Here is a 23,011-nt window from a genome sequence, read left to right on the forward strand (position 1 = left end):
GTGTTAAAGCCTTTATTCTTTAGTTTGGTCGTGGATTATAACAAGCGATTCCTATAAGCTGTATTAACCCATTTTTTTAGCAGGAGATTTTCGATAAGTGAGTACCTGTTTAGGGTAAATAGGATCTTCTTTAGGAGCTGAAGAGATAATAATACGTTGAAGAACATCCAATTTATGATTTTCTTTTGCGAATTCGCTTAAACGTTTGTCCATAGGAAAAAATTGTAAATACGTTAAAAAGGATTTTTCCCAGTCAATAGCACTATCCATCATTTTCTGCGCATCATGAAATTGTGAAATATAGATCTTTTTCATAATGTTTGCAATGTGTTGTTTACAAATGGAAATTTTCATATACGGTTCGATGTTTTTAAATACTTTATCATACTCTTTTGCTTCAACAAGCGTTATTTGATGGTCATGGAAGGTTTGTTTCATCTCTTCTAATTCTCCAACAAGAGCATAATGACTTTGAAGTTGGTATTGATCTTGTGTTTTTACTGCCTCCAAAAGCATTTTATGTTCGATTTGATACTCTAAAATCAATAAAGCTTTAGAAGCCTCTTTTAGCTTAGTGGCTTGATTTTGATACGGCCTAAATTGATATAAAATGTCGGCTAGTATGAGAGATTGCTGATAATTTTTTTCTTCTAAATATTTGAGAGTTTCTTGTTGTAAGCGCTCTCCTACTTGAAGAACTTTTTGATACAGTGGAGTTGATTCTAAAAAGTTGTTTTGAGCTACAAGACGAAAATAAAAACTAAAGTGTTTTTCCTTCACAGCTGTTTCTGCAAGCGTAAACGTTCCTGAGCGTTTGAGCATATTTTCAATAAGAGGTTTTTTTTCTTCCACATCTAAGAAAGCATGCAAACTCTCTTTCGCTGCTTCTTTGTTTAAGAGAGGTTCACGTGCAAGTAAAATTTGTGCTGTTTGAAGATTTTTACTCCATAATGCCTCGATCTGTTTAAAAAGTGAGCTTTTTTTAAGTTCTGGTTTGAGTCTAACAAGATCATACGCAGGAGCATAACTCATACTTCTAATGTAACGTTGAAGTGCCATCAAATCAGGCTGTAACTCTTCAATTTCTGCAAATTCGAGTTTACATTTAGGATGAAATAAAAATGGTTCAGCAATTTTTTGTGCTTGCTCTATATCGCCTCTTGAGAGAAGGTTCATGATCGTCTCTTTTTGTTCTAACCAGTACTCATAAATCTTTTTTGTTTCCCTATGAGACATTAAAAAGATATTTTTTTGGAAAATAAGACACGCTTCTTTTACTTGTTTGAGTTTTATGTAATTAATAAACTCCTCTTCAAATTCTCGATGGTTGTAAAACAGTATTTCACCTGTTTTAAATCCCATAATAAAGTATTTTTGTGTACGTGAAAGGGTTGTGACACCATGGTAAGGTAATTTTACTTGATAGAGTGTATCAAGGGTTTTAACATACACAGCAAACAGAATGGATTCACGTGTTCCAACATAGACAAATTTTTTACTATGAGAAAGTACCATAACAGAAGGCCAAACATTTTGATCAAGAAGCTTTTCTTGAATCACTTTGCCTTTATAAAGGTCTATCTTTAAAATTTTGCCATTACGAGTAATCGCAAGAAGGGTATATTCATCGAGAAATGTCATCATTTCAATAACGGCATTTAATTTTTGTTCAAAGGCAATACTAAAGCTGTTGATTTTATAGACAATCAGTTCACGAGAGAATGAGGCATAAGCGGCTCGTTGGTACTCTTCGGAGATAGCCACAGCACTAATGGCGTCGCTTGTAACGGGAAGTTCTGCTTGGATTGTGCCATCTTCTGGGCAAATAATATAGCTTCTTCCTCGTTCATTACCTGTGATAAGGTAGCGATCATTTTCACTCAGTGCAGCTTTGCTTACAACTTCATTTTGATTGTACTTAAATGATGTAACACTTAAAAGCTGAGATTTTATGTCAAAAACATGTTCTAAGCCTTGATTAGAAGAGGCACTGTATGCTAAGTTTTGTCCGATACTAACAGGACGTTTGTAGTAATCAAAAAGTGTGGGTGACATTCCACTGCTTAGGGGTGTACTTCTTGTGATTTTTAATTCACCAAGATCAATTTTGTGCATACGGCACTGATTGTCTATAATCTGAAGAGTGGATTCATTTGCGACACTCGCACAGGAGATCGCAGAGTGAAATGCTATCTCTCTTGAACTTGGCAGCATAATTCGAAGTCCTCTTGTTTGACGATACAGATCATATAACGATTTGGCGCATATTGACTAATTTTAACCAAAACTTCAAGCATATGCCCTATGGATTTTACAATTCCTTTAAAGGTAATGTCTCCATCATAAGGCCAGTTGTTTTTTATATCTTCAATGCTTGTGAAAAAATCCATCTCTTCAAAATCAACCAACTCTTTTAAATGAAGTGACTGTTGTGTCAGTTTTGTGAGTAAACGCTCATCGGTATGGTTGTTTACAAGCTCTTCAAAGAGTTTGTTGTAGTTTAAAAAGGTCAAATCATCACTCAAAAGAGCAGAACAAAAAGGAATGTTTTTTAAGAGTTCATCTTCTTTGATGTTTATCGCAAGATTGATATTTTCTTTTGATTTCTCTTCTTGTTTTTTGTAGATCTCGGTAATATCTTGGATAATACTAATGTACTCCATGATATTGCCTTGGCTATCAAAAATTGGAACAATAGTTTTATAGTGATATAAGGGCTCAAGAGTACGTGTCTGGCTGATAATCAGCCCTTGCCATGTTTTTCTAGCTAATAGAGCCTTCCAAATTTCATCATAGAGGGCGGGATTTGTCGAAGGGTGCGTAATGACCTTATAACTCTGTCCAACAATTTCATCTCTACTATAGCCTGTTGATTTGCAAAAATTTTCATTAACATCGGTAATAATGCCATCTTTATTGGTTATAGAAACAATGGTTGCTTTATCTAATGCTTCTTTATAAGCTCTAAGAAGAGATGTTTTCATATCGAGTGATTTAGACTGCATATGCGCAAATTTTTTCAGTTTTTCGTTGGCAATTTCTAAATCTTGCTTGTATTGATCGAGGAGTTGTTCTTTATGTATTTTTTCAACAATAGAATGTAGAACATTTAAGATTTGGTCACTTTGCAGTGGTTTTGTGATAAAGTTATTGACCCCAAGGTTAATGAGTTTTACTAAGTATTCGCTCTCATTGTGTGCGGAAGTGACAAGAATAGGTTGTTGCGGATAGAGTTCTTTAATCTTTTCAATCATCTCTACTCCATCTATAATCGGCATACGAATGTCTGTAATAACGAGATGATAACGGTTTTGTGCTAGTTTTAAAAGTCCTTCTTCTCCATTGCTTGCTACATCAACTTGTTTAAAAATATCATTGAGAAAAAGGCTAATCTCTTCACGCAGTGCAGGGTCATCTTCAACGTATAAAACCTTTAGATCTTTACTCCAAGTGATAAGTTGGTTTACCACATTTTCCATAATGACTCCCCAGATGGATTTATGCTTTAATTATATACTCTTGACGTTGTATTTGTGTTGTATTTTTTGATATACTTTCCGCGATATGTGCTTATATTTTGGCAAATCTACTCATTGAGGAATAAAAGTGAGTGAATCATTGTCTTTACTCCTTGTAGAAGATGATCTCTCTTTAAATGAAGAGTTGGGAATCTTCCTGTCTGATTTTTTTGATAAGATTGATTCTGTTGATTCAGCAGAAGAAGCTTATGAAAAATACCTCACTTCTACGTATGATTTGGTAATTACTGATATTCAGCTCCCGCATCAAAATGGTCTGAGTTTAGTCGAAAAAATTAGGAAAAAAAATCCCTCTCAAATGGTGATTGTTATCTCTGCGTATAAAGAAGTTGATTATTTTCTCAAAAGCATTGATTTAGGAATTTACAGTTTTTTAACAAAGCCTTTTGACTCTCAACTCTTAATCAACACGATGATAAAAGTGACAAATCAACTGCATCATAAACATACGCCTTTAGAGTCTAGTATGGTGTCGTTGCATGATGGGGTGAGTTTTGATTTGAAAGCAAAAAGTCTTTTTGTCAATGGTGTTCTTAAAGAACTTACGGAAAAAGAGGAGTGTTTACTCTTCCTTTTAGTGAAAAATGCAAATACTTTTGTACGTAATGAACAACTCTCACAAGCGATTTGGCAGAGTGATGAGATCAATAACTCTACACTTCGAGCACTCGTGAAGCGTGTTCGGGATAAGCTTGGCTATGATGAGTGTATTATTAACTTAAAAAATAGAGGTTACAAGCTTACCGCACATCCTTCATAGGAAGCTCTAAGGGGGCGTTAAAGAAAAAGCCTTGAGAGTAGTGTACTCCCAATTTTCTAACCATCTCAAACTCTTCTTTTGTTGAAATAAATTCAGCGACAACTTTGATACCAATCTTTTGTGCCATAGATGCTATAGACTCTACAATGTCTTGATTACGAGGGTTTTCGTGAATCCCCTTGATAAACTGACCATCAATTTTAATAAAATCCACACCTAGCGCCTCTAAGCGGTTGAAATTTGATCTATCACTTCCAAAATCATCTAATGCAAGAGAATAACCCATACTTTTGAGTATCTGTAAATTTCTAAGAGGTTCACGATTGATATCACTGATGATAATATCTTCTAAGATTTCAAACGTAACGAGCTTTGGATCAATTGTGTAAAGCTGTTGTTTTGCTTCTAAAAAGTCTATAAAAGCCTTATTCAGAAGGTCTTCATTGGTGATATTGATCGAAAATGCTACATTCTGTCCAGAGAAAATTTTAAATGCTTTATTGATCATAATACGTGTAAGATTACTCATAAGACCACTGCGCCTTGCTGCCTCTAGAAAATGAGCTGGAGAGATGATTTCGCCATCATCTTCCACGCGAGCCAGACATTCGTATTTGACAATTTCTTCGGTTTGATTATCGATAATAGGCTGAAAATAGGGCACAACACGATCTTCTTCTAACGCGATACGAAACTTTTGTATCCATGTTGTTTCAATTTTAGAACGTTTGAGAAAAATATCTTGCGTATTGTAAATGTTATATTGGTTTGGTACGCCTCGCATTCTTGCTTCCCTGAGTGCAATACGTGCATTTGGAAGAAGTGCTGCAGGTGAGTTGGCTGTGGCTATACCGCATGAAAGAGTAATATACACAGGCTGATTCTCGTACTCGCCAATAGGGGTTTCGTGAAAAAAGGCTTGAATTTGTATCGCAACGAACTCAGGATTAATGATTTGCGGATCGAAAATAATAACAAATTCATCTGAATTGTAACGATAGAGATGTACCTCTTTTGAAAGATTGTATTGTAAGTATTCACCTACTTTAAAAAGGGCTTGATCTGCAAATCCTGAGCCATAGGTTTGATTGATGAAACTGAAATTATCGATATTGTAAAGCATAATGGTTAATGAATGTTCTTCATCAAAATTATCTAAAAAGTGATAAAGCATGGTTGCGTTTTTGAGTTTTGTGATTTTATCAATGGTTAAAAACTCGTGTACAAGTTGAGAATTTTCTGCAAGTTGTTTACTCTGCTCATCGAGTTTTTGTTGCAATTTTGCATGAATAGATGCTTTTGTAAAGCGCTCTTTTACCAATGAAGCGACTTTAAAAAGTGTTTCTAAAAGCTGGTCAAAATCGATTGGTTTTAAGATATAGCCATTGACATTATTGCGAATACTCTCTAGAAAAAATTCTGTTTCATTGTGCGCTGAAACAACGATGATAGGTTGTTTTGGATTAATAGATTGAATATTTCTAATGAGATCCATACCATTCATATGAGGCATGTTAAGATCGGTAATGACAATATCATAACCATTAGGATGTTCTTTATAGCATTTAAGTGCTTCAACACCATCGCTTGCTTCATCAATTTGATGAAAAAGATCACGCAGGAGTGCAACAGTGTTTTCACGTAATACCACATCATCTTCGACGTATAAAACATGTAAATTAGAAGTAAGGCTTAAAAGATCGGTAAGGCTAATTTGCACTGTTGTGTTCTCCGCGAATTTTGATGGTAAATTTTGCACCATTTGGTGTATTTTCGACATATAAAGCACCATGACAGTGCTCTTCAATAATCGTTTTTGACATATAAAGTCCTAGCCCCGTACCATTACGTTCGGATTTCGTAGAAAAATATGGATCGAATATTTTCGTAATGATAGACTCAGGAATGCCACCGGCATTATCCTCAATAGTGATGACAAAAAACGCATTTTCTTCATACGCATTAAGCCATATAGTACCATTTTCTAACTTTTTTTCGAGAATAACGTCTTGTGCATTTTTGATAATATTAATGATGACTTGCATCACTTGGGTTTCATAGGTTATGAGGTCATTGTCTGAACTATTGGTAAAGTTCAAGGTAATTTTGTGTACTTCTAAGCTTTTTCCAATAAGATTGAGTGCTCTTTCTATGATGATTTTAAGCGAAGTTTGCTCGTGTTGTTGTTCTGGTCTAAAAAAGTTTCTAAAATCATCAATGGTGGTCGTAAGAAATTGGATGTAATTATCTATTTTACTGATAGATGTTGTTAAAAATGCTTCTTGTTCTTTTCTTCCTTCTTCGGTAAGCAAATCAAATTTTTTAAGGCTCTGTTTGAGTTTTATGCTAGCAGTGACGGCTGAAATCGCACCAAGAGGCTGGCGCCATTGATGGGCTATCATACTGATCATTTCACCCATTTGCGCCAAACGTGATTGGTAAATCATCATTTTTTGAGTTTCCATTTTTTCAACGACACCCTCTTTAATTTTCCGATCCATAGAGTCATAAAGTTCTTGAAGCTCTTGGCTCATAGCTGTGAAATTATCTAAAAGTGTATTGATCTCGATAATATGTGAACGTTCCATCTTCATTGTTGTCAGTTTATCTTTAAATTTTTTTGTCGCTTCAATAAGTTCATACAATGGAGAAAGAATTTGGTTTGAAAATTGATTGGCACGGCTTAGGAGTGCAAAAAGAAAAATGAGATAAAAAAGTACCATAAGTCCCAGTGCTATAAAGCCGACAACATTTGTTTTATCTTTGAGTTTGGTGCTATTGGCTAGCAAGGATTCTTTATCGAGCAGAAGAACAAACTTCCAGCTCGTTTGCGGGATGTTATGTTGCGTGATAATCAAATCACCATGATCGCTGTGAAATTCTGTCATACTATTGTTTTCTTGTATTATCCTACCCAATGATGTTGCAAGTGCATTGTTTTTGTTGGTAAAAATATTAAAGTCTTGTGGCTTACTGATGGTTGTTTCAATAGGTGCTTTGTAACTATGTGAGGTTAACTCTTTGATCCCAAGATAGGGTTCTAATGCCTTACTCATGCCCAAAATATGGCCTTTTTCATCCACAAGCATCGCCATTGAGGTATAAGGAAGCTGTATAGAGAGAATATTGGTAATAAGTTGATCAATGGTGACATCGATGCCCACAACACCTTCTAGAAAGTCTCCTTTATAGACTGGAGCTATAGCACTGATCATCCAGCCCAGCCCTGCTGGGTCTAAGTAGGCATCCGTCCAAACGACTTTTTGTTGTGGATTGTGAATTTTGTCGGCAAGGTAGTAAAAGTTGAATGTTGGAATATTGATGTCATGCGCGTATTGGCTGAGAGCGTCTGGCATAAAAGGACAAAGTCTGTTCATGGAATCATACGAGTTAAAATAGACCTGTGCAATGTTTTCGTTGGTATTTAAAATGGCATTGTAAAAAGCATCCAATTTTTCCGTAGCAATAGCTTTTTCAAGCCGATGAGGTTCTTGTTTTTGAACATTGGAGAAAAATAGCGTACAAGAGTCCTCTCTTTTTTTTGTGTTTGTAATGACCCCTGTGTCAGTCACACTGTACGAACTATCTTTATTTATAATCAAAGAAGGGTTATAAGAAGCAAAAAAGTTTTCATGCTCTTTTTGAAACAGTAAAGTAATGTCTGAGATGGCTTTAAACTCACTATTGATGATGGTAGCAGAGCGCTTACTGATCTCTTTAATATGTACTTTACTTTCTTCAATCAAGGTGTTTTGTGTAGCGGTGTTGACGTAAGCGTTACTCCAAAAATATGCACCCAAAAGCATTGCTTCAATCAGAAGTAAAGGATAAATAATTGATTTTAGATACTCTTTTTTAACCAGTTTTGAGAGGGAGTATTGCATCATATCAATGAACCTTCTTTGAGTTTAATGGTAAATTTAGCACCTGTTGGTGTATTGGAAGCTAAAATTTCACCATTGCAATGCTCTTCGATAATGGTTTTAGACATATAAAGCCCCAATCCTGTACCATTTTTTTCACTTTTTGTTGAAAAATAGGGTTCAAATATATGTGGTAATATATGTTTAGGAATGCCTCCCGCATTATCTTCAATGCTAATTGTTTGCCATTTTTCTTCTTTCCCAATGGTAATAGCGATATGCGCATGATGAATTTCGCGTTCTTTGATAACATCTTCCGAATTTTTAAGAATATTAAGTATAACTTGCGTGACTTCATTGGCGTAGGTAAAAATCTCACGGGTGGCATGCGTTTCGACTTTCACAGTAATTCCATTGATTTCAAGGGCTTTTCCGATAATTTCTAATGTGCGGTTTACCAGTTGTGTGAGAGTAACGCTCTCTTTTTGTTTGTTGGGTTTAAAAAAGTTACGAAAATCATCGATGGTGTGGGTTAGGAATTGTACATACGATTCAATTTTACTCATTGCTTCGCTGATAAAGCGTTTGCTCTCTTCTTGACCTTCTGGTGTTGAGTAATCAAAACGATTGAGTGTGGTTTTAAGTTTAATAGAAGCAGACACAGCAGAAATAGAGCCTAATGGTTGGCGCCATTGATGAGCGATCATACTGATCATCTCGCCCATTTGCGCAAGACGAGATTGTTGTAAAATATGTTGATCTTTCTCTCGATTTTTTTTTACCTCTTCTTCTACTCGACGTTCCAACGTCTGGTTGATTTCGATCAGCTCAAGATGGTTTTTACAGGCACGCACAGCATTCTCTAGTTTTGATTGGAAAGAGATGATGATAGCTTTTATGAGCTCAATTTCACTTTTGCTTGCTTGAAAAATAAACACAATCCAATCATCACCTAGTTTGATATATAGAAAAGATTTTCCACTTTTTGCATCATAATGTATAGATTCATTTTTTATCAGTGCGTGCGGTGCAATAAAAATTTCTTGATAGGCTTTTTTACCTTGCAGACAAAGTTGTCTATACTGTTTTGAGTGTTTGTCATGCTCCCAATAAATTGCAGCAAGAGCACCTGTTTTTCGTGAAAAAACTTTTAAAAAATGCTCCATCATCTCTTTGAGTTGAAGGGATGTTCCTATTGCGCTGACACACTCGAATGTAATTAAAAGTTGTTCGTTGAGTTGTTGCATTAAAGGCTCCTAAAGCACATATTGTACGCTAAAGTGAAGAGACTATAAAGATGTTGATACATATAAAGGTTAAACATTTTTATAGTGTCCCTACAACACATGTGCTATTATAAAATTCGATATTTTCTTGGCTGTCATTAGCAATTTCACCAAGGCTTATAACACCCCAAAGAATGGTCTTTGGAGCATAAACACTACGAATGGCACGCATTTCTTCTTTAAATGATTTATCCAATAAAGAATATCTAGAAATACAATCTATCATCAAGACGGATTGAATGTTTTCATCTTCTTTATCTGCATATGATATTTCTGCAGCTTCTTTGGCTGCTTCTAGAAGGTTTTCTTTTTCAGCCTTGAGAATTGATAATACAGAATTACAATCGAGTTTTCCAACTAAAACGATATTATGACCATCGGTTGTAACAGGTTCTCGTACAATAAAATCTTTATTATAACGGACGATTCCTAATGGATAACGTTGTGAAATTTTGAAAAACGGTGTACTGTCGAAGCGTATATTACTGTCTTTTTCTATTGCTTCTTTGTATACATTAAATGCATTTTTGAAATTGATTTTTTCTAAAACATTTCCGTTACATGTTGTCGCTATAAAAGGTCCAACAAGGGGTTTCCATCCATGTTTTGTACCTAGACCAATTGTACTTGTTGACGTAATGATGATTGCAGCATTCATATAAAAACGATGAGCATCAAATAAAATAGGTTCTTGTATAAGGCATGTTTTACCTGCACCGCCACCGATAAGTTTTGTTTTTTCGGGTAAAAATGAGTAAAACTCTTCTAAAAAATCATCTATTTGAGATGAAAAGCCATCGACAATTACTAGAGCAGAATTGATATCTGATTTGGGTTGGAGTGGATTAGGTGTATCCATATCAAAGATATGTAGAGATGATGTTGAACTCAGTTTTGCAACGATAATGCCACTTGCATACGTTTTGCCTTTAAAAATCACTCTTGGAAAAATGGCACCACAAACATTCACATCTTCATATTTTGGTATTTCTAAGAAAGGTGTATCTTCTGCAATAAGCAGTAAATACGAGCCTTCCCGAAGTTTTGCATGTAAATCTTCAATGCGCTGAACAAAGGTGATGCGTTCAAACATGGTTACTCCAAAAATTTTTCTGAAGTTATTGTATTACATAAGTGTGATAAACGCGTTGCAAAATCAATATAACACGATTGCAACATTCGCGTGTTATGATTTTGCTATTTAATGAAAAGGTAAAGGGTAAGTTGATGGAAGAACTCGAACAACGTTATATAAATATGTTAAATATCGCAGGACATGGTGTCTGGGATTGGAACGCTGTTACGAATGAGGTGTTTTTTTCGACACAGTGGAAAAAAATGTTGGGTTATGAACCTGATGAAATTCATAACAATGTAGAGGAGTGGAGTTCTCGTGTACATCCAGATGACTTCAACCAGTGCATCAATGAACTTGCAGCATTATTTAGTGGTCAGATAGAACATTACCGTAATGAACATCGCATTTTATGCAAAGATGGAACGTACCGATGGATTTTAGATCAAGGAAGTGTTGTTGAAAAGAATGCAAAGGGAGCACCTGTGCGAGTTGTTGGTACTCACACAGATATAGATGATCTTAGACGTGCTTTAGAGGAAGCAAAAGGGCATTAACCCTTAATCAATGCTTCACATGTTGCATGAGATGCTTGTATCAGTACATCAGGAGAAAGACACAACTGTGCACCTCTGAGTCCTGCACTCACATACACTTTGTCATGTTCTTTGACAGAACTATCGATAAACGTAGGATAGTTTTTTTTCATTGCGAGTGGTGAACAGCCACCTCTGATATAACCTGTAAGTCCTAAAAGTTCTTTAACGGCAACCAGCTCGCATCGTTTTACTTTGGCAACACGTGCCAATGCTTTAAGATCAATCTCTGTTGCTGCTGGAATACATGCAACGATAATATGTTTTGCATCATCTCTGGCTACTAATGTTTTGAAAACACAAGAGGCATCAACACCAAGCGCTTCAGCCGCGTGTGTAGCACTTAGATCTTCCTCATCTACTTCATAAGAGGTCATCTCGTAAGAAAGTTTGAGTGTATCTAAAAAGCGTGCAGCATTTGTTTTTTTAAGACTACTCATTTTTCTATCTTTTTATAGGTAGTTTTAATGCCTAAAAGATTCAACTCTATTGTTTTTTCATTGGTGATATAAAAAGGTATACGCATTTTAGTATTTAGGTCAGTGACTTCAACATACTGTTTTTCGATGGTGTATTGAATAGGTGTGCTAATACCGTTGGCTAAAATTTTATCTTTTTGAAATTCAATGTCACCGGTTGGGGCAAATATATTGCTTTTCTTTTGAGGTTGCCATTTACCAATGAGTGGATTTGGTGTTTCATGCAGTGCAATAGCCATAATCACTGTTCCAATAAGAACAGCAGCAGCACCTATAACGATTCTTGGGTGATGTTTTGGATTCCAATCTCGTTCTTTCATGCATTGTCGCATCTTTTCTAAAACAGACTCTCTGTTAGGCTGATTTTTAGGCTGAATTCGTGGTTCAGGACGTACATTCTGATGCTCTAATACGTTGTTTTCTTCTTCAAGTTGTCGAAAAAATTCATCTTCATCTTCTTGATTCAAAGGATCTTTGAGAATTCTTTTTTTGTTTTTAAGAAGCTTGTCTGGATCCATATAATCAAGCGTTTCATCGGGTTTTACTTCAAAAAATTTCATAAATTTAGAAAACATTGTTTGCCTTGTACATAATCTTACAATGCCGAAATTATAGCATTTGAAACTTTTAATGACGATGAGAAGGGCAAAAAGGTTCATGAAGTTCTACAATATATTAAAGTGCTATAATGGCATACATGGAAACACTAAAATAAGGTACCCAATGCGCCCCAATGCGTTAAATCCCAAAAAAGACAAACCTATAAAGCCAAAAACTGTGGCTAAAAAGAGAAATCTAAAACCGCAGAGTAAAGCAGCAAAAAAGAGCTCAAAACGTCCTTCGCTGTTGTTAAATCTATTGGCAAGCTGTGTTGTTATTTTTTTTGTAGGGTTTGGTATAAAATATGCGATTGATCATACGATCAACTACAATCCTCTTTTAGGTAAATGGAGAGCTCAAACGGTTTTAGGTATTATGGAAATAGAATTTGATCGAACTTCCATGTCTTCTTTTGGCACAAAAAATCCTGTCACTTATGATGTTTCAGAGAATAAAGTCATTGTCATTGACGATACAATAAAGGTAGGTAACACCTATAAAATCATAGATGAAAATACTATCTCCTCCGAAGCGGGTGGTTTTAAAACGGTTTATAAACGCGTGAAATAAACAACACATGAAATGTTGTTAAGACAAGTAAGGTAATTAAAATGCTTCACAAAGAACGTAGAATACTCAATCTACTAGGGCAGTTTTCACAAAAATTGCAACAATCACAGAGTAAAACAGACGATAAAGAAAAGATGATGTTTCGAGAATTGGGTGAGTTGATCTCAACATCAGACCTAAAAAGAAGTAATCCCAATACTACATTTGGCATACCAAATTTCATTTGGTATTTGATTATGATAGGTATGGTGGGTTATCTTATCAAAGAGGTTTTTTTGTTAAATAACATGAAGGATGTACCTAGTGTTGTATCGACCATCACTAAAGAAGTCAACGAAATAAAAAATACAACCAACAAAGCTTTAGAAAATGCCAAAAAGGAGCATAAATAAAACGGCACTAAGCATTTTTTGATAGGGTGTTTGTGATATTTTGAATTTTGCTTGATAAGTTTTGAAGAAGAAATGGTTGCGGGAGCCGGACTTGAACCAGCGACCTTCGGGTTATGAGCCCGACGAGCTACCAACTGCTCTATCCCGCGACGGAGAAAGTTAAAAGGTGGATGGGGTAAAGGGATTCGAACCCCTGAAATGACTGGACCAAAACCAGTTGCCTTACCGCTTGGCTATACCCCAATGCCTTAAACGAGGTGAAATTATAGTCACTTTTAATTTGTTTGTCAAGGGTTTTTTTCTATAATCTTTTAAAACTATTATTTGGAGCAAAGATGCCTATTCAAAGAGTCAAACAAGCAATAGAAGATATTAAGCATGGCAAAATGGTAATGATGGTCGATGATGAAGACCGAGAAAATGAGGGTGATCTTGTTTATGCAGCAACATTCTCGACTCCTGAAAAAGTCAATTTTATGGCCTCTGAAGCAAAAGGCTTGATTTGTGTTTCATTAAATGAAGAGATCGCGAAGCGTTTAGATTTAACTCCTATGGTTAAAAATAATGACTCTCAGCATGAAACAGCTTTTACGGTTTCAGTGGATGCGCGTGTTTGCTCTACGGGTATTTCAGCGTATGAGCGTGACATTACGATTAAAATTCTTGCCGATTCTCTGAGCCGTCCTTCCGAGCTGGTTAAACCAGGTCATATTTTCCCACTTATCGCACGCAAAGGCGGTACATTGGTTCGTACAGGACACACAGAAGGTTCTGTCGATCTTTGTCGTTTAGCAGGGCTTAGTGAAGTAGCTGTTATTTGTGAAGTCATGAAAGAAGATGGTCATATGGCTAGACGTGATGATCTTGATCTTTTCTGCAAAAAACATGATATTAATATTGTCTACATTTCTGACATTGTGGCATACCGTATGCAAGCAGAATCTTTGGTACGTGAAGTCACTTCAGGACTTGTAGAGTTCTTTGGTACAGAAACACGTAAAATTGATATGGTAGATCATGAAGGAAATCATCATATTGTTTACGCATTTGGTGACATTGGTAAAACAAGTGCGGTAAAATTCCATCACATCTTGCCAGATAACGAACTATTAGCCAATGAGAAAAAGTTCCAAGGTGTTTTAAAAGCGATCGAGTATCTTAAAAAGAACAATGGTATTTTTGTCTTTATCGATAGCGAATACACTACAAATCCAGAACTGAGAGAATTTGGTATTGGTGCGCAAATTTTGAAAAAATTAGGCATTGAAAATATCAATTTACTTTCTACGACTAAACGCAAAGATTATGTTGGATTATCTGGTTTTGGGCTGAATATTCATCAAGAGATTGTTTTGTAACATATCATCTTTAACATTCAAAGGACGTAGATGGATTTTTTCCTTTTCTCAGTGTTGGTACTGCTCGCTGTAACTGCAATTATGGTAACACTCTCAAAACGAATTGGACTTGGTTCAATTTTAGGGTTGCTGATTGCAGGTATTATAGTGGGTCCACATACAGGTGGCTTTACCGTAACGAGTGAAGTTGAATCATTACGCCATTTTACAGAATTTGGGGTTGTACTATTGCTCTTCATCATTGGGCTTGAAATGCAACCCTCTAAACTTTGGTCGATGCGAAAAGAGGTCTTTGGACTCGGATCGTTACAAGTGATCGCCTCTGGCGTTGTTCTTGGTTTGTATATGAACTTTTTTGTAGAGAGTCTAGCCGTAGCAATGCTGATTGGTTTTACACTTGCGCTTTCTTCGACAGCATTAGTCATGCAACTCTTACAAGAAAAAGGAAAAATCAACACCGAACACGGTAAAAACGCTTTTGCTATTTTGCTGCTTCAAGATTTAGCGGTTGTCCCTTTATTGGCCGTTCTTCCTTGGCTTTCATCACAAGAACAAAATGTAGATACGTCTTGGGTTGAGTCATTAGCAACCGTTGTAGTGATGTTCGCACTTTTAGTGGCGTTTGGTCGTTATATCATTCCAAAAGCACTTGATAAAGTAGCTAAACAACGCAATAAGGATGCATTTTTACTGCTAACATTGCTTAGTGTTGTTCTTGCAGCATTTTTAATGGACCATGCGGGACTTTCAATGGCACTGGGTGCTTTTTTGATGGGTATGTTTCTCTCTACCTCTCGTTATAGTTTTCAGATCGAATCAAGTCTTGAGCCTTTTAAAGGTATCTTGATGAGCCTTTTCTTTATTGCTGTTGGTATGTCGATTGATTTTAATGCAATTTTTAAAGATCCTTGGATTTTTAGCACACATATCGTAGTCATTCTTGTTTTAAAAGCACTGGTTGTTTTTGTCTTGGTGCTCCTTTTTGGTGGCAATAAAAGTGGTGCGATCAAACTTGCATTTTTGCTCAATCAAAGTGGTGAATTTGGTTTTGTTCTTTTTGGTGCGGCAAAGGCATTGGGAATTATTGACGATACACTTTTTGTTGTGGGTATTGGAGTTATCTCTATCAGTATGCTCGTAACACCTGTGTTGTATAGTTTTGGCTGTACGATCGCTAATAAACTTGCCAATCTTTCACAATTTTCGTATTTCAATACCGACAATGCAAGCATGGAACAAAAAGTTGTGGTTGCCGGTTATGGTAGTACAGGAAAAGTCATCGCTAAAATGCTCAAAAGTAGTGGTATCCCTTTTATGGTTTTTGACATTAATACAACAGAAGTGGCGCATGGGCGAAGAGAGGGATTACCTGTCTTTTTTGGCGACATCACCGATATGAAACTGCTCAATACCATCAAACTAGATCAAGCTTCGATGGTCATTGTCTCCATCGATCATAGTCTCAACGCTATCAAAGTAGTTAAACACATCAAAGAGAATTATCCGCATATTAAGATTTTAGCACGTGCTTTAGACATTAAAGCGATGGATAAATTGTTATTATCGGGTGCGAGTTGGGTTATTGCTGAAACATTGGAGAGTAGTATTCGTACAGGTGAAGAAGCTCTTAATCAAATGGGTGTACCAAATGATGAAATCAATGCATTGCTTGAATCATTACGTAAAAATGAGTATGAGCTCATTCGAGAGATGACCAAGGAGTAACAATGAATCGTTTATGGATTATGGTAAGTGTATGTATCTTTGCCTTTGTTTTGGTTGGCTGTGCGGCCTCTGCAACACAAGAAAAACCAGCTGAAGTCATTTCCTCAGAGTCAGTGACTCCTGAGGCTAATGTGCCAGAGAAGCGCTTACAAGAAGTCTATTGGAAGCTTATCGGAGTAGAGGGAAAAGCAGTGATTGAAGATCCTCATGCACGTGAGGCTTATATCATATTAAGACTTGAAGGTCATCGTTTACAAGGCTTCGGCGGATGCAATATTTTACTCGGAAGTTATGAATTAAATGAAGCTTCTTCTCACGTAAAATTTTCACGTGTGGCTTCAACGATGATGGCGTGTCCAAGACTTCGCGATGAGTCAGCGTTTTTGAAAGCTTTAGAGAAAGTAGAATCGTACAGCATTGAAGAGGGTGTTTTACTGCTTCAAAAAGAGGGCAAAACTGTAGCAACATTTGAGGCGGTATATCAGCCTTAAGTCGCTGCATTCTTCGTACAAAAAGCCTTTTTGATTTCAAGAAGGGTTTTTGTATGTGTCCCTAAATCTTCAAGTTCATTTTGTGTTTCTAGTAGATCGTATTCTGCTAAAAAAAGTAAGTCTTCCATCAATTTTTGAAGTGTTTTAATCTCTTCAAGTTGTGTTTGTAAAATCGTTTGATACTCTTCATTTGAGCGTTCTTTACGCAAGGCTATCTCTATTTCTCCTCGCATAATGGTCAGTGGTGTACGCAGTTCATGGGATGCATTGGTATTAAACTCTTTAACCCCACAAAAAGCTTTTTCAAGCCGTTCTAACATTTCATTAAACGCGATAGCTAAATGGTTGATTTCATCATTGAAAGGACGTTGTTTAATGCGCTTTGAAAGGTCTTTTGGCGTAATCGCTTGAATCTCTTTGAGCATATGTTGAATGGGTTGAAAGTACTTTGTAATCAAAACATAACCGCCAATGCTTGAAAGTAGCACGATAAATGGGGTTAGTATCCACATTCTTGATAAAAAATGCTCAACCAGCTCATGGGTTTGATGGGTTGCATAAAATTTTTCAGTGAGGTGGTGTTCTATATTAAGATAGAGTGCGTAATTAAAACTTGCCAAGATGAGTGTTTGAATCGCAAGAAACCACAACAACAGTTTAATTTTAATTTGCATGGATTTCCTTTATAAGTTTGATAATAGCTATTTCACTTGGAGCGCAAAAACGAAAATTAAAGCCCCAGCTTCCATACCCTGTATTAACATAAATCTGCGTTTTACCGTTTTTATGCAAGCCTTTTATATAAGGCTGAAAGAGTCTTACGATATAGCCAAAAGGGTATATCTGCCCACCATGGGTGTGACCACTAAGCTGCAAGTCAATGGAAAATTCTTTTGCAAAACGTATGTCTTTGGGTTGATGTGCGAGAAGGATGGATGGAACGTGTGGCGTCAGTTTGGAAAAAAGTGCTTTTTCATGGCGCTCTAAGCCAAAGTAGCGACTAAAGGCGTCACTTAAGCCCAAAAGGTGTAAATGCTCACCATCTCTTTCAAGTGTAATGAGCTGGTTATCAAGGAGTATAAAACCCAGTTTTTTCACTTCATCAAAAAGACGTTTTCGTGCAAACGTAAGGTCATGGTTGCCACTGACAAAATAAACAGGATGTTTTAATTGCTTTAAAATTTCTAGGTGGGTGCGAATTTTAAAAAGTGAAGCATCAAAGAGATCGCCCGTTAGAGCGATCATGTCGATATCAAATGTGTTGATCTTCGCTACCAATGTTTCAAGTGCGTGAAGAGGCGTTTTCGCATTAATATGCACATCGCTTAAATGCACTATGGTAAAGTTTTCAAACGAAGCAGGCAAGTTGTCTATGCCTACGAGTACTCTTTTAATAGTGAGTTTCTCATACGCTTTTTCAAACATGGTATTCTACTTCTATTGCTTTGCCAATGCAAGATCATACGTAATCGCTACTTCGTCTCGTACACTTAAAAAGAGCAATGTTGGAGGCTCGATACCAAACTCAGTCATCTTGATATTAAAACCACCTTTGAGTTTCACAAGGTTGTTTTGCTCTGAAATTTCGGCTTTTGTGTCAATGGCTTTGATTTGATTGTTGAGGGTCAATACGCCTAAAATATGGTAACCATCTGCCTCTTTTTTAACTTCTTTGAGCTTAAAGTTGGTACTTGGATGCTCTTTAACATGAAGCGTTTCATGCATATGTTCATCACGTTTTTCGTTCTCGCTTTTAAGACTCAATAACTCGAATGAAATATCGCCATTTAGGGATTCTAGTGTTTCATCCATAGTTAGTTTAGTAATGATATGACTGCTTTTAGGTGCAATGTTGCTATCGCCTAAGATTTCTGTTTGAGCCTGTATAAAACCTTCTTTAAAACTAAGCTCTTTTGCATACATAGCACCGCATAACAAAGAAGAAGCCAAGAGAGATAAGGTAATTTTACTGAACATTGTTGATCCTTTTTTGAGAAGTTTGATACACATAGTGATAGATTTCGACACATAAAAGCATACAGATAAAGATAACCCCAATATAGGTGTAACCAAAAAGTGCGCTCATAAGTCCACCGCCGCCTGCAATCCAGCCTGTAAAAACCATGATGATGCCAAGAAATCTAAGATTGCCAAAATTCGAGAGTCGCTTCATAATGACAAAGTTATAGTACGAGATGACAAAAGGGTATACCATGCTTAAGAGTATGGCTTCTCGTGCTGCATAGAGCATATAACTCATCGCAAATAAAAGTGCGATAATAAACGAATGGTACTCTCTCAGTGCATCACGAAACAGGTATGCCACACCCATACCCACCAAGTGAAACACTAAAATGATATGCCATGTTGGCTCTCTCCAGATAGAGATATCCACACTTCTAGAGAGTGTTTCAAAAAGGTTAGCATCCAAATACGCCCAAACTGCCATCGATACAACCGCATAGAGTGTAAGACTTCTTTGCTCAATGAAAGGCTCAGGTACGTGGTGGAGAAAGAAACTACACACCAATGCAATGAGTGAGAGAGCGATGGCTAGATTGCCTCTTAAAATAGGCTCGTATGTAAAGAGTGCCGTAGCAAGGGCATAGGTAAACCCAAGGGCTATGGCGATTTCACTGTAACGTCCACGTGTGAGTTTAATCAGCAAAGGAGCGCTCATGCCAAGGCTTATGCCAAGAAGACCCAAAACGACAAGGTTGAGTGATGGATAAAAGAGCGAACAAAGAGCTTGAAGCCCTATGAAAAAGATGATCTTTCTCTGGTCGGTATTTAACCAGCCAAAAGAGCGGTACACCAGTAAACTTCCCAATACTCCACCGAGTGGAAGCGTAAAGAAGGCTTGAATGTCAGAGTGGGACACTTCCACAATGCCCGTTTGTGCGATGAGTAAGTAGTAGCAAAACTCACTCGCAACAAAGAGCGTAAAGAGGGCACTAAACATAAAGTCTCCTTTGTAATTTTGCTTGGAAGATGATATACACACACGCAAAGACAAGGTCATAAATGGCGATGAGCATACCTTCGATGCCGAGTTGATGCGAAAGATAAAGCGATAAAAACATCGCAGAAACCGCGATACGGTTAAACGCACTTATCTTCGCAAGCAAAAGCGCATGTGAGGGCTGCGTCAAGCCAAAGAGATGAATGATGCCCGTTGTCATCATAAACGCAAAGACGATGTACTCATACTTTCCTTCAAAGCCAAAGCCTAAAAGTGGGTAAAGTGTTGCAGCAAAAACAAACAAAAAGATACCACCCAGTGCATCTGAGAGGAAGCCTGTAAGATGGTAAAGCTTTAATGTGTCAATTTTCTGGGCATTAAGCCCAAATTCTGGGTAGAAAAAGCCCATGGTCACTAGGATAATGAAGAGTCCACACAGCATACGAATCGTCCATAAAAGGTTGATGTCCGCTTGCATAAAGCCCGCTTCCATAAGTCCTGCCATGGAAAGTGCGATAAGCATCAGTGTAAAACCTAGTGTATAAAAGAATCCAAACGCTTTTTGGTTGAGATTTTTAAGGTACGGTGAAACAACTGCCATTGCCATAAAGAAGATGCCAACACCCATAGCGATGTGTGCATGAGCCACAACAAGGTCATTGCGGTGAAACAACCAGCGAATAGAAGGGATAAACAAGATGTTTCCCTCGATGTCTACAAATAAAAAGGAGTAAACAGAAATCACGAGAAAAGGACTGTTTTTCAGCGTAAGCTTCGCATCTTTGAGCCATTTGATGAGCAATGGCACAAAACAAAGGGTTAGGTACTGAAAAAACCACTCTTGGTTGTAGCTCAAATCACCTATGAAAATGCGGTGAGCCACAGAAGCGATGTAACCCACAAGTGGGATAATCCACATGGCATGGTATTTTGCGACAAAAGGTTCTTTGGCATGGAGTTTTATAAGCAGATAAAAGATAGGAATGAGAGTATAACTCATGCCAAGAGTATTGTCTCCGTGAGGTCCTACGATAGTTTTTTCCACTTGCCCGATGACAGGGTTCATAAGCACCAAAAGCGCGATAGGCGAAGCGATAACAAGGTATAAAGAGACTTTGATCCACAGTGGTATGACTTTGTACTCTTTGATGTAGTCATACAGTGCTAAGATGTAAAAAACACCTGAAAAAGCGAGGATGAAGTTGAACTCATATGCAAAATCATAAAAAACAAGTCCTCGATGAACACCTAAAAGAAGGCTGATGGTCATAAAAACTAAAAAGATACACCAAAGTGTAAAGTATATTTTGAGCTTTTCAAGCCCTTTTTCACTGTGGATATTCTCTTTTTCCATCAACACAAATGGTAAAAAAGAGAGCATTAACGGCACAAAACCATAGAGCATCAAGGAGACATGCGCACTTCTAGCATTGACCGCTGAAAGTGTAGAAGAGGGGAGAAAATAGCCCAAAAGATTGAGTGAATACTCAAACCCACATGCCAAACCTAGCACAAAAAATAAAGAGCCTATGACAAAGGCTTTTTGTATAAAACTAGAGAATTTTTCCATCTTTTACCTCGATAATTTTGTCTGCATACTCGGACACTTTACGGTCATGCGTTGCAATGATAATGGTCGTACCACTTTTAGAGAGCATTTTAAAAAGTTCATAGATATTTTGTGAATTGTGTGAGTCTAGGTTCCCTGTTGGCTCATCCGCAAAGATGATTTTTGGAGCATTTACCAAAGCCCTAACAATGGCTGCACGTTGGCGTTGTCCTCCTGAAATCTCATCGGGGTACTTGTCTTTAATAGCTTCGATACCACACTGTTTTAAAAGTGCATCAATAGCGCTGTTTTGTTTGTTGATAGCTGCAAGTTTAATGTTTTCCAAAATTGTTAAGTACCCGATGAGGTAATGAAACTGAAAGATAAACCCAACCTCTTTTTGACGAAATGCATCGATGTCTGGAATGAGCGTGTAAGCTTTTCCCTCAAAAAACAACTCGCCATGACTAGGGCGTAGTAGTGAAGAGAGGATGGAAAGAAGCGTGGACTTTCCACCACCACTCTCTCCTACGATAGCGATAAAATCGCCACGTCTTGCTTCAAAGTTGACATTGTCAAGGGCTAGGTCGTTTTTATAATAGTGGGTAATGCCATGTGCCTCAAGTATCATAAAGCACCTCTTTGAATAAGAATAATCGGGTCTATTTTTGAAGCACTGTACGCAGGCAAAAATGCACCAAGAAGCGCCATAAAGAGAGAGAAACAAAATACTGCAACAACCGTCTCTAGGCTTAGTTCACCATTGACATACCCTTGAAACTTCTCGATGTGGGCTATCATAAACAAAAGCGCCTTGGAGAATAAAAGTGCTGAGATAAAACCAACACAGGTGATGACAAATGTCTCACCGACAATCATGCTCATAATGAAACGTGATGATTTTCCGATAGCTCTTAAAATGCCAAACTCACTACGTCGTTCATTGATAGTGATGCTGATAAGACTAGCAATCCCTAGCAGTCCCATTAAAAACGCCACCGCACTAATGACATTGGAAGAGGTTTCGATGATTTTGAATTGGTTGTAGTTGTCCACAAACTCGTGCGTTGTTTTGGCTTCGATGTCTGAACTTTGAGCATTGATGTGCTCTATGATTGTTGTTGCTTCAAAGTTTCTATCCATGCTCACGAGCAAGATAGACGCTTCTTTGTTAAAGATGGCGCTAGCATCTTCTCGGTTAAGCACAGCCCCACCATCTTCAAAGCCCACACCGTTTTCAAAGATGCCAGAAGCAGTGTATGTTTTGTTAGAAATAGTGACAAATTTTGGAGAGTGCAGTCTTGCGTTGATGTTCTTACCCAGAATGACTTCGCCTTTTTTAGGGTAGGCTCCTTCTGTGAGTCTATACGCCTTGAAGCGGTTTTCACTTACGCCGTAAATTGCGGCAATCGGAAGGTCATTGATAGGAGAAGCCCCTAAAATGAGTGCATAGACCTCTTTCACTCCTGCAATGTTTTTGATTTTCTCTGCAAGATATATGTTGACGTCACTAAAGAAAGTATCGGCGATTTTAGCTTGTGTAACGATGATGTCTCCATCGCTTTTGAGCATCGTGGAGTACATCCCGATAATACCTCTTGAGATCGACGTTATCATAAAGATAGCCGTAATCGCAACAGTGATACTGAGATAAATGAGAAACGTTTTAAAGCGGTTGCGATTTAGCGCTTTGAAAAAAAGTCCAACCACGCAAATTCCTTGTTGTGATAATTTAATGACAATTTTAGAAAATTAAGATGAACGGA

Annotated in this window: 22 protein-coding genes and 2 tRNA genes; 7 read left to right on the forward strand and 17 right to left on the reverse strand. The window is 37.2% G+C overall.

Annotated features, from left to right (window positions below):
- Positions 1-63: 63 nt before the first annotated feature.
- Complete coding sequence (locus UCH001_RS05020) at positions 64-2,214, reverse strand: hypothetical protein (RefSeq protein ID WP_067175089.1); 2,151 nt, start codon at positions 2,212-2,214, stop codon at positions 64-66.
- The gene (locus tag UCH001_RS05025; protein WP_067175095.1) at positions 2,190-3,479 is read right to left on the reverse strand and encodes a hybrid sensor histidine kinase/response regulator; all 1,290 of its coding nucleotides are present in this window, start codon (positions 3,477-3,479) and stop codon (positions 2,190-2,192) included. The genes UCH001_RS05020 and UCH001_RS05025 overlap by 25 nt, the downstream gene beginning before the upstream one ends.
- Before the next feature lie 127 nt (positions 3,480-3,606).
- Here UCH001_RS05025 and UCH001_RS05030 point away from each other — a divergent pair, with 127 nt between their 5' ends.
- Positions 3,607-4,299 carry a response regulator transcription factor gene (locus UCH001_RS05030; RefSeq protein ID WP_067175098.1) on the forward strand — a complete coding sequence of 231 codons (693 nt, stop codon included), beginning with the start codon at positions 3,607-3,609 and terminating at the stop codon, positions 4,297-4,299.
- Here UCH001_RS05030 and UCH001_RS05035 read toward each other — a convergent pair.
- The 4 genes from UCH001_RS05035 to UCH001_RS05050 form a co-directional block, all read right to left on the reverse strand.
- Positions 4,280-6,079, reverse strand: a complete 1,800-nt coding sequence (locus tag UCH001_RS05035; RefSeq protein WP_231963974.1) for an EAL domain-containing protein — start codon at positions 6,077-6,079, stop codon at positions 4,280-4,282. The two genes, UCH001_RS05030 and UCH001_RS05035, sit on opposite strands and share 20 nt — an antisense overlap.
- Positions 6,009-8,186, reverse strand: coding sequence for an ATP-binding protein (locus tag UCH001_RS05040; RefSeq protein WP_067175100.1), 2,178 nt, complete (start codon positions 8,184-8,186; stop codon positions 6,009-6,011). The genes UCH001_RS05035 and UCH001_RS05040 overlap by 71 nt, the downstream gene beginning before the upstream one ends.
- Positions 8,183-9,409, reverse strand: a complete 1,227-nt coding sequence (locus tag UCH001_RS05045) for a sensor histidine kinase (RefSeq protein ID WP_067175103.1) — start codon at positions 9,407-9,409, stop codon at positions 8,183-8,185. The genes UCH001_RS05040 and UCH001_RS05045 overlap by 4 nt, the downstream gene beginning before the upstream one ends.
- 79 nt (positions 9,410-9,488) lie before the next feature.
- Positions 9,489-10,541 carry an FIST signal transduction protein gene (locus UCH001_RS05050; protein ID WP_067175105.1) on the reverse strand — a complete coding sequence of 351 codons (1,053 nt, stop codon included), beginning with the start codon at positions 10,539-10,541 and terminating at the stop codon, positions 9,489-9,491.
- Positions 10,542-10,675: 134 nt separating this feature from the next.
- Between UCH001_RS05050 and UCH001_RS05055 the strand changes: the two genes are divergently transcribed.
- Complete coding sequence (locus tag UCH001_RS05055) at positions 10,676-11,080, forward strand: PAS domain-containing protein (protein WP_067175107.1); 405 nt, start codon at positions 10,676-10,678, stop codon at positions 11,078-11,080.
- Here the strand turns inward: UCH001_RS05055 and ybaK are convergent.
- Positions 11,077-11,559 carry a Cys-tRNA(Pro) deacylase gene (gene ybaK, locus UCH001_RS05060; protein ID WP_067175110.1) on the reverse strand — a complete coding sequence of 161 codons (483 nt, stop codon included), beginning with the start codon at positions 11,557-11,559 and terminating at the stop codon, positions 11,077-11,079. The genes UCH001_RS05055 and ybaK overlap by 4 nt on opposite strands.
- On the reverse strand, positions 11,556-12,173 hold the full coding sequence (locus UCH001_RS05065) for a hypothetical protein (RefSeq protein ID WP_067175113.1): 618 nt from the start codon (positions 12,171-12,173) through the stop codon (positions 11,556-11,558). The genes ybaK and UCH001_RS05065 overlap by 4 nt, the downstream gene beginning before the upstream one ends.
- A 148-nt stretch (positions 12,174-12,321) precedes the next feature.
- Here UCH001_RS05065 and UCH001_RS05070 point away from each other — a divergent pair, with 148 nt between their 5' ends.
- The gene (locus tag UCH001_RS05070) at positions 12,322-12,768 is read left to right on the forward strand and encodes a hypothetical protein (protein WP_067175116.1); all 447 of its coding nucleotides are present in this window, start codon (positions 12,322-12,324) and stop codon (positions 12,766-12,768) included.
- A 41-nt stretch (positions 12,769-12,809) separates the two neighbouring features.
- Positions 12,810-13,160 carry a hypothetical protein gene (locus tag UCH001_RS05075; RefSeq protein ID WP_067175117.1) on the forward strand — a complete coding sequence of 117 codons (351 nt, stop codon included), beginning with the start codon at positions 12,810-12,812 and terminating at the stop codon, positions 13,158-13,160.
- 73 nt (positions 13,161-13,233) lie between these two features.
- Here UCH001_RS05075 and UCH001_RS05080 read toward each other — a convergent pair.
- Both UCH001_RS05080 and UCH001_RS05085 read right to left on the reverse strand, forming a co-directional pair.
- Positions 13,234-13,309, reverse strand: a tRNA-Met gene (locus UCH001_RS05080).
- An 18-nt stretch (positions 13,310-13,327) separates the two neighbouring features.
- Positions 13,328-13,403 (reverse strand) — tRNA-Gln (locus UCH001_RS05085).
- 92 nt (positions 13,404-13,495) lie between these two features.
- On the opposite strand from UCH001_RS05085, the gene UCH001_RS05090 reads away from it, so the two are divergent.
- The 3 genes from UCH001_RS05090 to UCH001_RS05100 are packed head-to-tail and all read left to right on the forward strand — an operon-like array spanning position 13,496 to position 16,734.
- On the forward strand, positions 13,496-14,518 hold the full coding sequence (locus UCH001_RS05090; protein ID WP_067175120.1) for a bifunctional 3,4-dihydroxy-2-butanone 4-phosphate synthase/GTP cyclohydrolase II: 1,023 nt from the start codon (positions 13,496-13,498) through the stop codon (positions 14,516-14,518).
- A gap of 30 nt (positions 14,519-14,548) precedes the next feature.
- Complete coding sequence (locus UCH001_RS05095; RefSeq protein WP_067175123.1) at positions 14,549-16,243, forward strand: monovalent cation:proton antiporter-2 (CPA2) family protein; 1,695 nt, start codon at positions 14,549-14,551, stop codon at positions 16,241-16,243.
- A 2-nt stretch (positions 16,244-16,245) separates the two neighbouring features.
- Positions 16,246-16,734, forward strand: a complete 489-nt coding sequence (locus UCH001_RS05100; RefSeq protein ID WP_067175126.1) for an META domain-containing protein — start codon at positions 16,246-16,248, stop codon at positions 16,732-16,734.
- Here UCH001_RS05100 and UCH001_RS05105 read toward each other — a convergent pair.
- The 7 genes from UCH001_RS05105 to UCH001_RS05135 are packed head-to-tail and all read right to left on the reverse strand — an operon-like array spanning position 16,731 to position 22,955.
- Positions 16,731-17,408: a histidine kinase dimerization/phospho-acceptor domain-containing protein gene (locus UCH001_RS05105; protein WP_067175128.1), complete on the reverse strand. Its 678-nt coding sequence runs from the start codon at positions 17,406-17,408 to the stop codon at positions 16,731-16,733. The two genes, UCH001_RS05100 and UCH001_RS05105, sit on opposite strands and share 4 nt — an antisense overlap.
- Positions 17,398-18,159 carry a metallophosphoesterase gene (locus UCH001_RS05110; protein ID WP_067175130.1) on the reverse strand — a complete coding sequence of 254 codons (762 nt, stop codon included), beginning with the start codon at positions 18,157-18,159 and terminating at the stop codon, positions 17,398-17,400. The genes UCH001_RS05105 and UCH001_RS05110 overlap by 11 nt, the downstream gene beginning before the upstream one ends.
- A gap of 12 nt (positions 18,160-18,171) precedes the next feature.
- Entirely contained in the window at positions 18,172-18,711 is a 540-nt protein-coding gene (locus UCH001_RS05115) for a YceI family protein (protein WP_067175132.1), read from the reverse strand.
- The gene (locus UCH001_RS05120; protein WP_067175133.1) at positions 18,701-19,696 is read right to left on the reverse strand and encodes a hypothetical protein; all 996 of its coding nucleotides are present in this window, start codon (positions 19,694-19,696) and stop codon (positions 18,701-18,703) included. The genes UCH001_RS05115 and UCH001_RS05120 overlap by 11 nt, the downstream gene beginning before the upstream one ends.
- The gene (locus UCH001_RS05125) at positions 19,689-21,266 is read right to left on the reverse strand and encodes a cbb3-type cytochrome c oxidase subunit I (RefSeq protein ID WP_067175137.1); all 1,578 of its coding nucleotides are present in this window, start codon (positions 21,264-21,266) and stop codon (positions 19,689-19,691) included. The genes UCH001_RS05120 and UCH001_RS05125 overlap by 8 nt, the downstream gene beginning before the upstream one ends.
- Positions 21,250-21,876: an ABC transporter ATP-binding protein gene (locus UCH001_RS05130; protein WP_231963975.1), complete on the reverse strand. Its 627-nt coding sequence runs from the start codon at positions 21,874-21,876 to the stop codon at positions 21,250-21,252. The genes UCH001_RS05125 and UCH001_RS05130 overlap by 17 nt, the downstream gene beginning before the upstream one ends.
- Complete coding sequence (locus tag UCH001_RS05135; RefSeq protein ID WP_067175144.1) at positions 21,873-22,955, reverse strand: FtsX-like permease family protein; 1,083 nt, start codon at positions 22,953-22,955, stop codon at positions 21,873-21,875. Before UCH001_RS05135 ends, UCH001_RS05130 begins: the two co-directional genes overlap by 4 nt.
- Positions 22,956-23,011 lie beyond the last annotated feature (56 nt).

It is taken from the genome of Sulfurospirillum sp. UCH001, from assembly GCF_001548035.1.
Lineage (GTDB): Bacteria > Campylobacterota > Campylobacteria > Campylobacterales > Sulfurospirillaceae > Sulfurospirillum.

Coding starts and splice junctions, on each gene's coding strand:
- UCH001_RS05020 (WP_067175089.1), bottom strand. CDS start 2,214: ATGCTGCCAAGTTCAAGAGAGATAGCATTTCACTCTGCGATCTCCTGT.
- UCH001_RS05025 (WP_067175095.1), bottom strand. CDS start 3,479: ATGGAAAATGTGGTAAACCAACTTATCACTTGGAGTAAAGATCTAAAG.
- UCH001_RS05035 (WP_231963974.1), bottom strand. CDS start 6,079: ATGTCGAAAATACACCAAATGGTGCAAAATTTACCATCAAAATTCGCG.
- UCH001_RS05040 (WP_067175100.1), bottom strand. CDS start 8,186: ATGATGCAATACTCCCTCTCAAAACTGGTTAAAAAAGAGTATCTAAAA.
- UCH001_RS05045 (WP_067175103.1), bottom strand. CDS start 9,409: ATGCAACAACTCAACGAACAACTTTTAATTACATTCGAGTGTGTCAGC.
- UCH001_RS05050 (WP_067175105.1), bottom strand. CDS start 10,541: ATGTTTGAACGCATCACCTTTGTTCAGCGCATTGAAGATTTACATGCA.
- UCH001_RS05055 (WP_067175107.1), top strand. CDS start 10,676: ATGGAAGAACTCGAACAACGTTATATAAATATGTTAAATATCGCAGGA.
- ybaK (WP_067175110.1), bottom strand. CDS start 11,559: ATGAGTAGTCTTAAAAAAACAAATGCTGCACGCTTTTTAGATACACTC.
- UCH001_RS05065 (WP_067175113.1), bottom strand. CDS start 12,173: ATGTTTTCTAAATTTATGAAATTTTTTGAAGTAAAACCCGATGAAACG.
- UCH001_RS05070 (WP_067175116.1), top strand. CDS start 12,322: ATGCGCCCCAATGCGTTAAATCCCAAAAAAGACAAACCTATAAAGCCA.
- UCH001_RS05075 (WP_067175117.1), top strand. CDS start 12,810: ATGCTTCACAAAGAACGTAGAATACTCAATCTACTAGGGCAGTTTTCA.
- UCH001_RS05090 (WP_067175120.1), top strand. CDS start 13,496: ATGCCTATTCAAAGAGTCAAACAAGCAATAGAAGATATTAAGCATGGC.
- UCH001_RS05095 (WP_067175123.1), top strand. CDS start 14,549: ATGGATTTTTTCCTTTTCTCAGTGTTGGTACTGCTCGCTGTAACTGCA.
- UCH001_RS05100 (WP_067175126.1), top strand. CDS start 16,246: ATGAATCGTTTATGGATTATGGTAAGTGTATGTATCTTTGCCTTTGTT.
- UCH001_RS05105 (WP_067175128.1), bottom strand. CDS start 17,408: ATGCAAATTAAAATTAAACTGTTGTTGTGGTTTCTTGCGATTCAAACA.
- UCH001_RS05110 (WP_067175130.1), bottom strand. CDS start 18,159: ATGTTTGAAAAAGCGTATGAGAAACTCACTATTAAAAGAGTACTCGTA.
- UCH001_RS05115 (WP_067175132.1), bottom strand. CDS start 18,711: ATGTTCAGTAAAATTACCTTATCTCTCTTGGCTTCTTCTTTGTTATGC.
- UCH001_RS05120 (WP_067175133.1), bottom strand. CDS start 19,696: ATGTTTAGTGCCCTCTTTACGCTCTTTGTTGCGAGTGAGTTTTGCTAC.
- UCH001_RS05125 (WP_067175137.1), bottom strand. CDS start 21,266: ATGGAAAAATTCTCTAGTTTTATACAAAAAGCCTTTGTCATAGGCTCT.
- UCH001_RS05130 (WP_231963975.1), bottom strand. CDS start 21,876: ATGATACTTGAGGCACATGGCATTACCCACTATTATAAAAACGACCTA.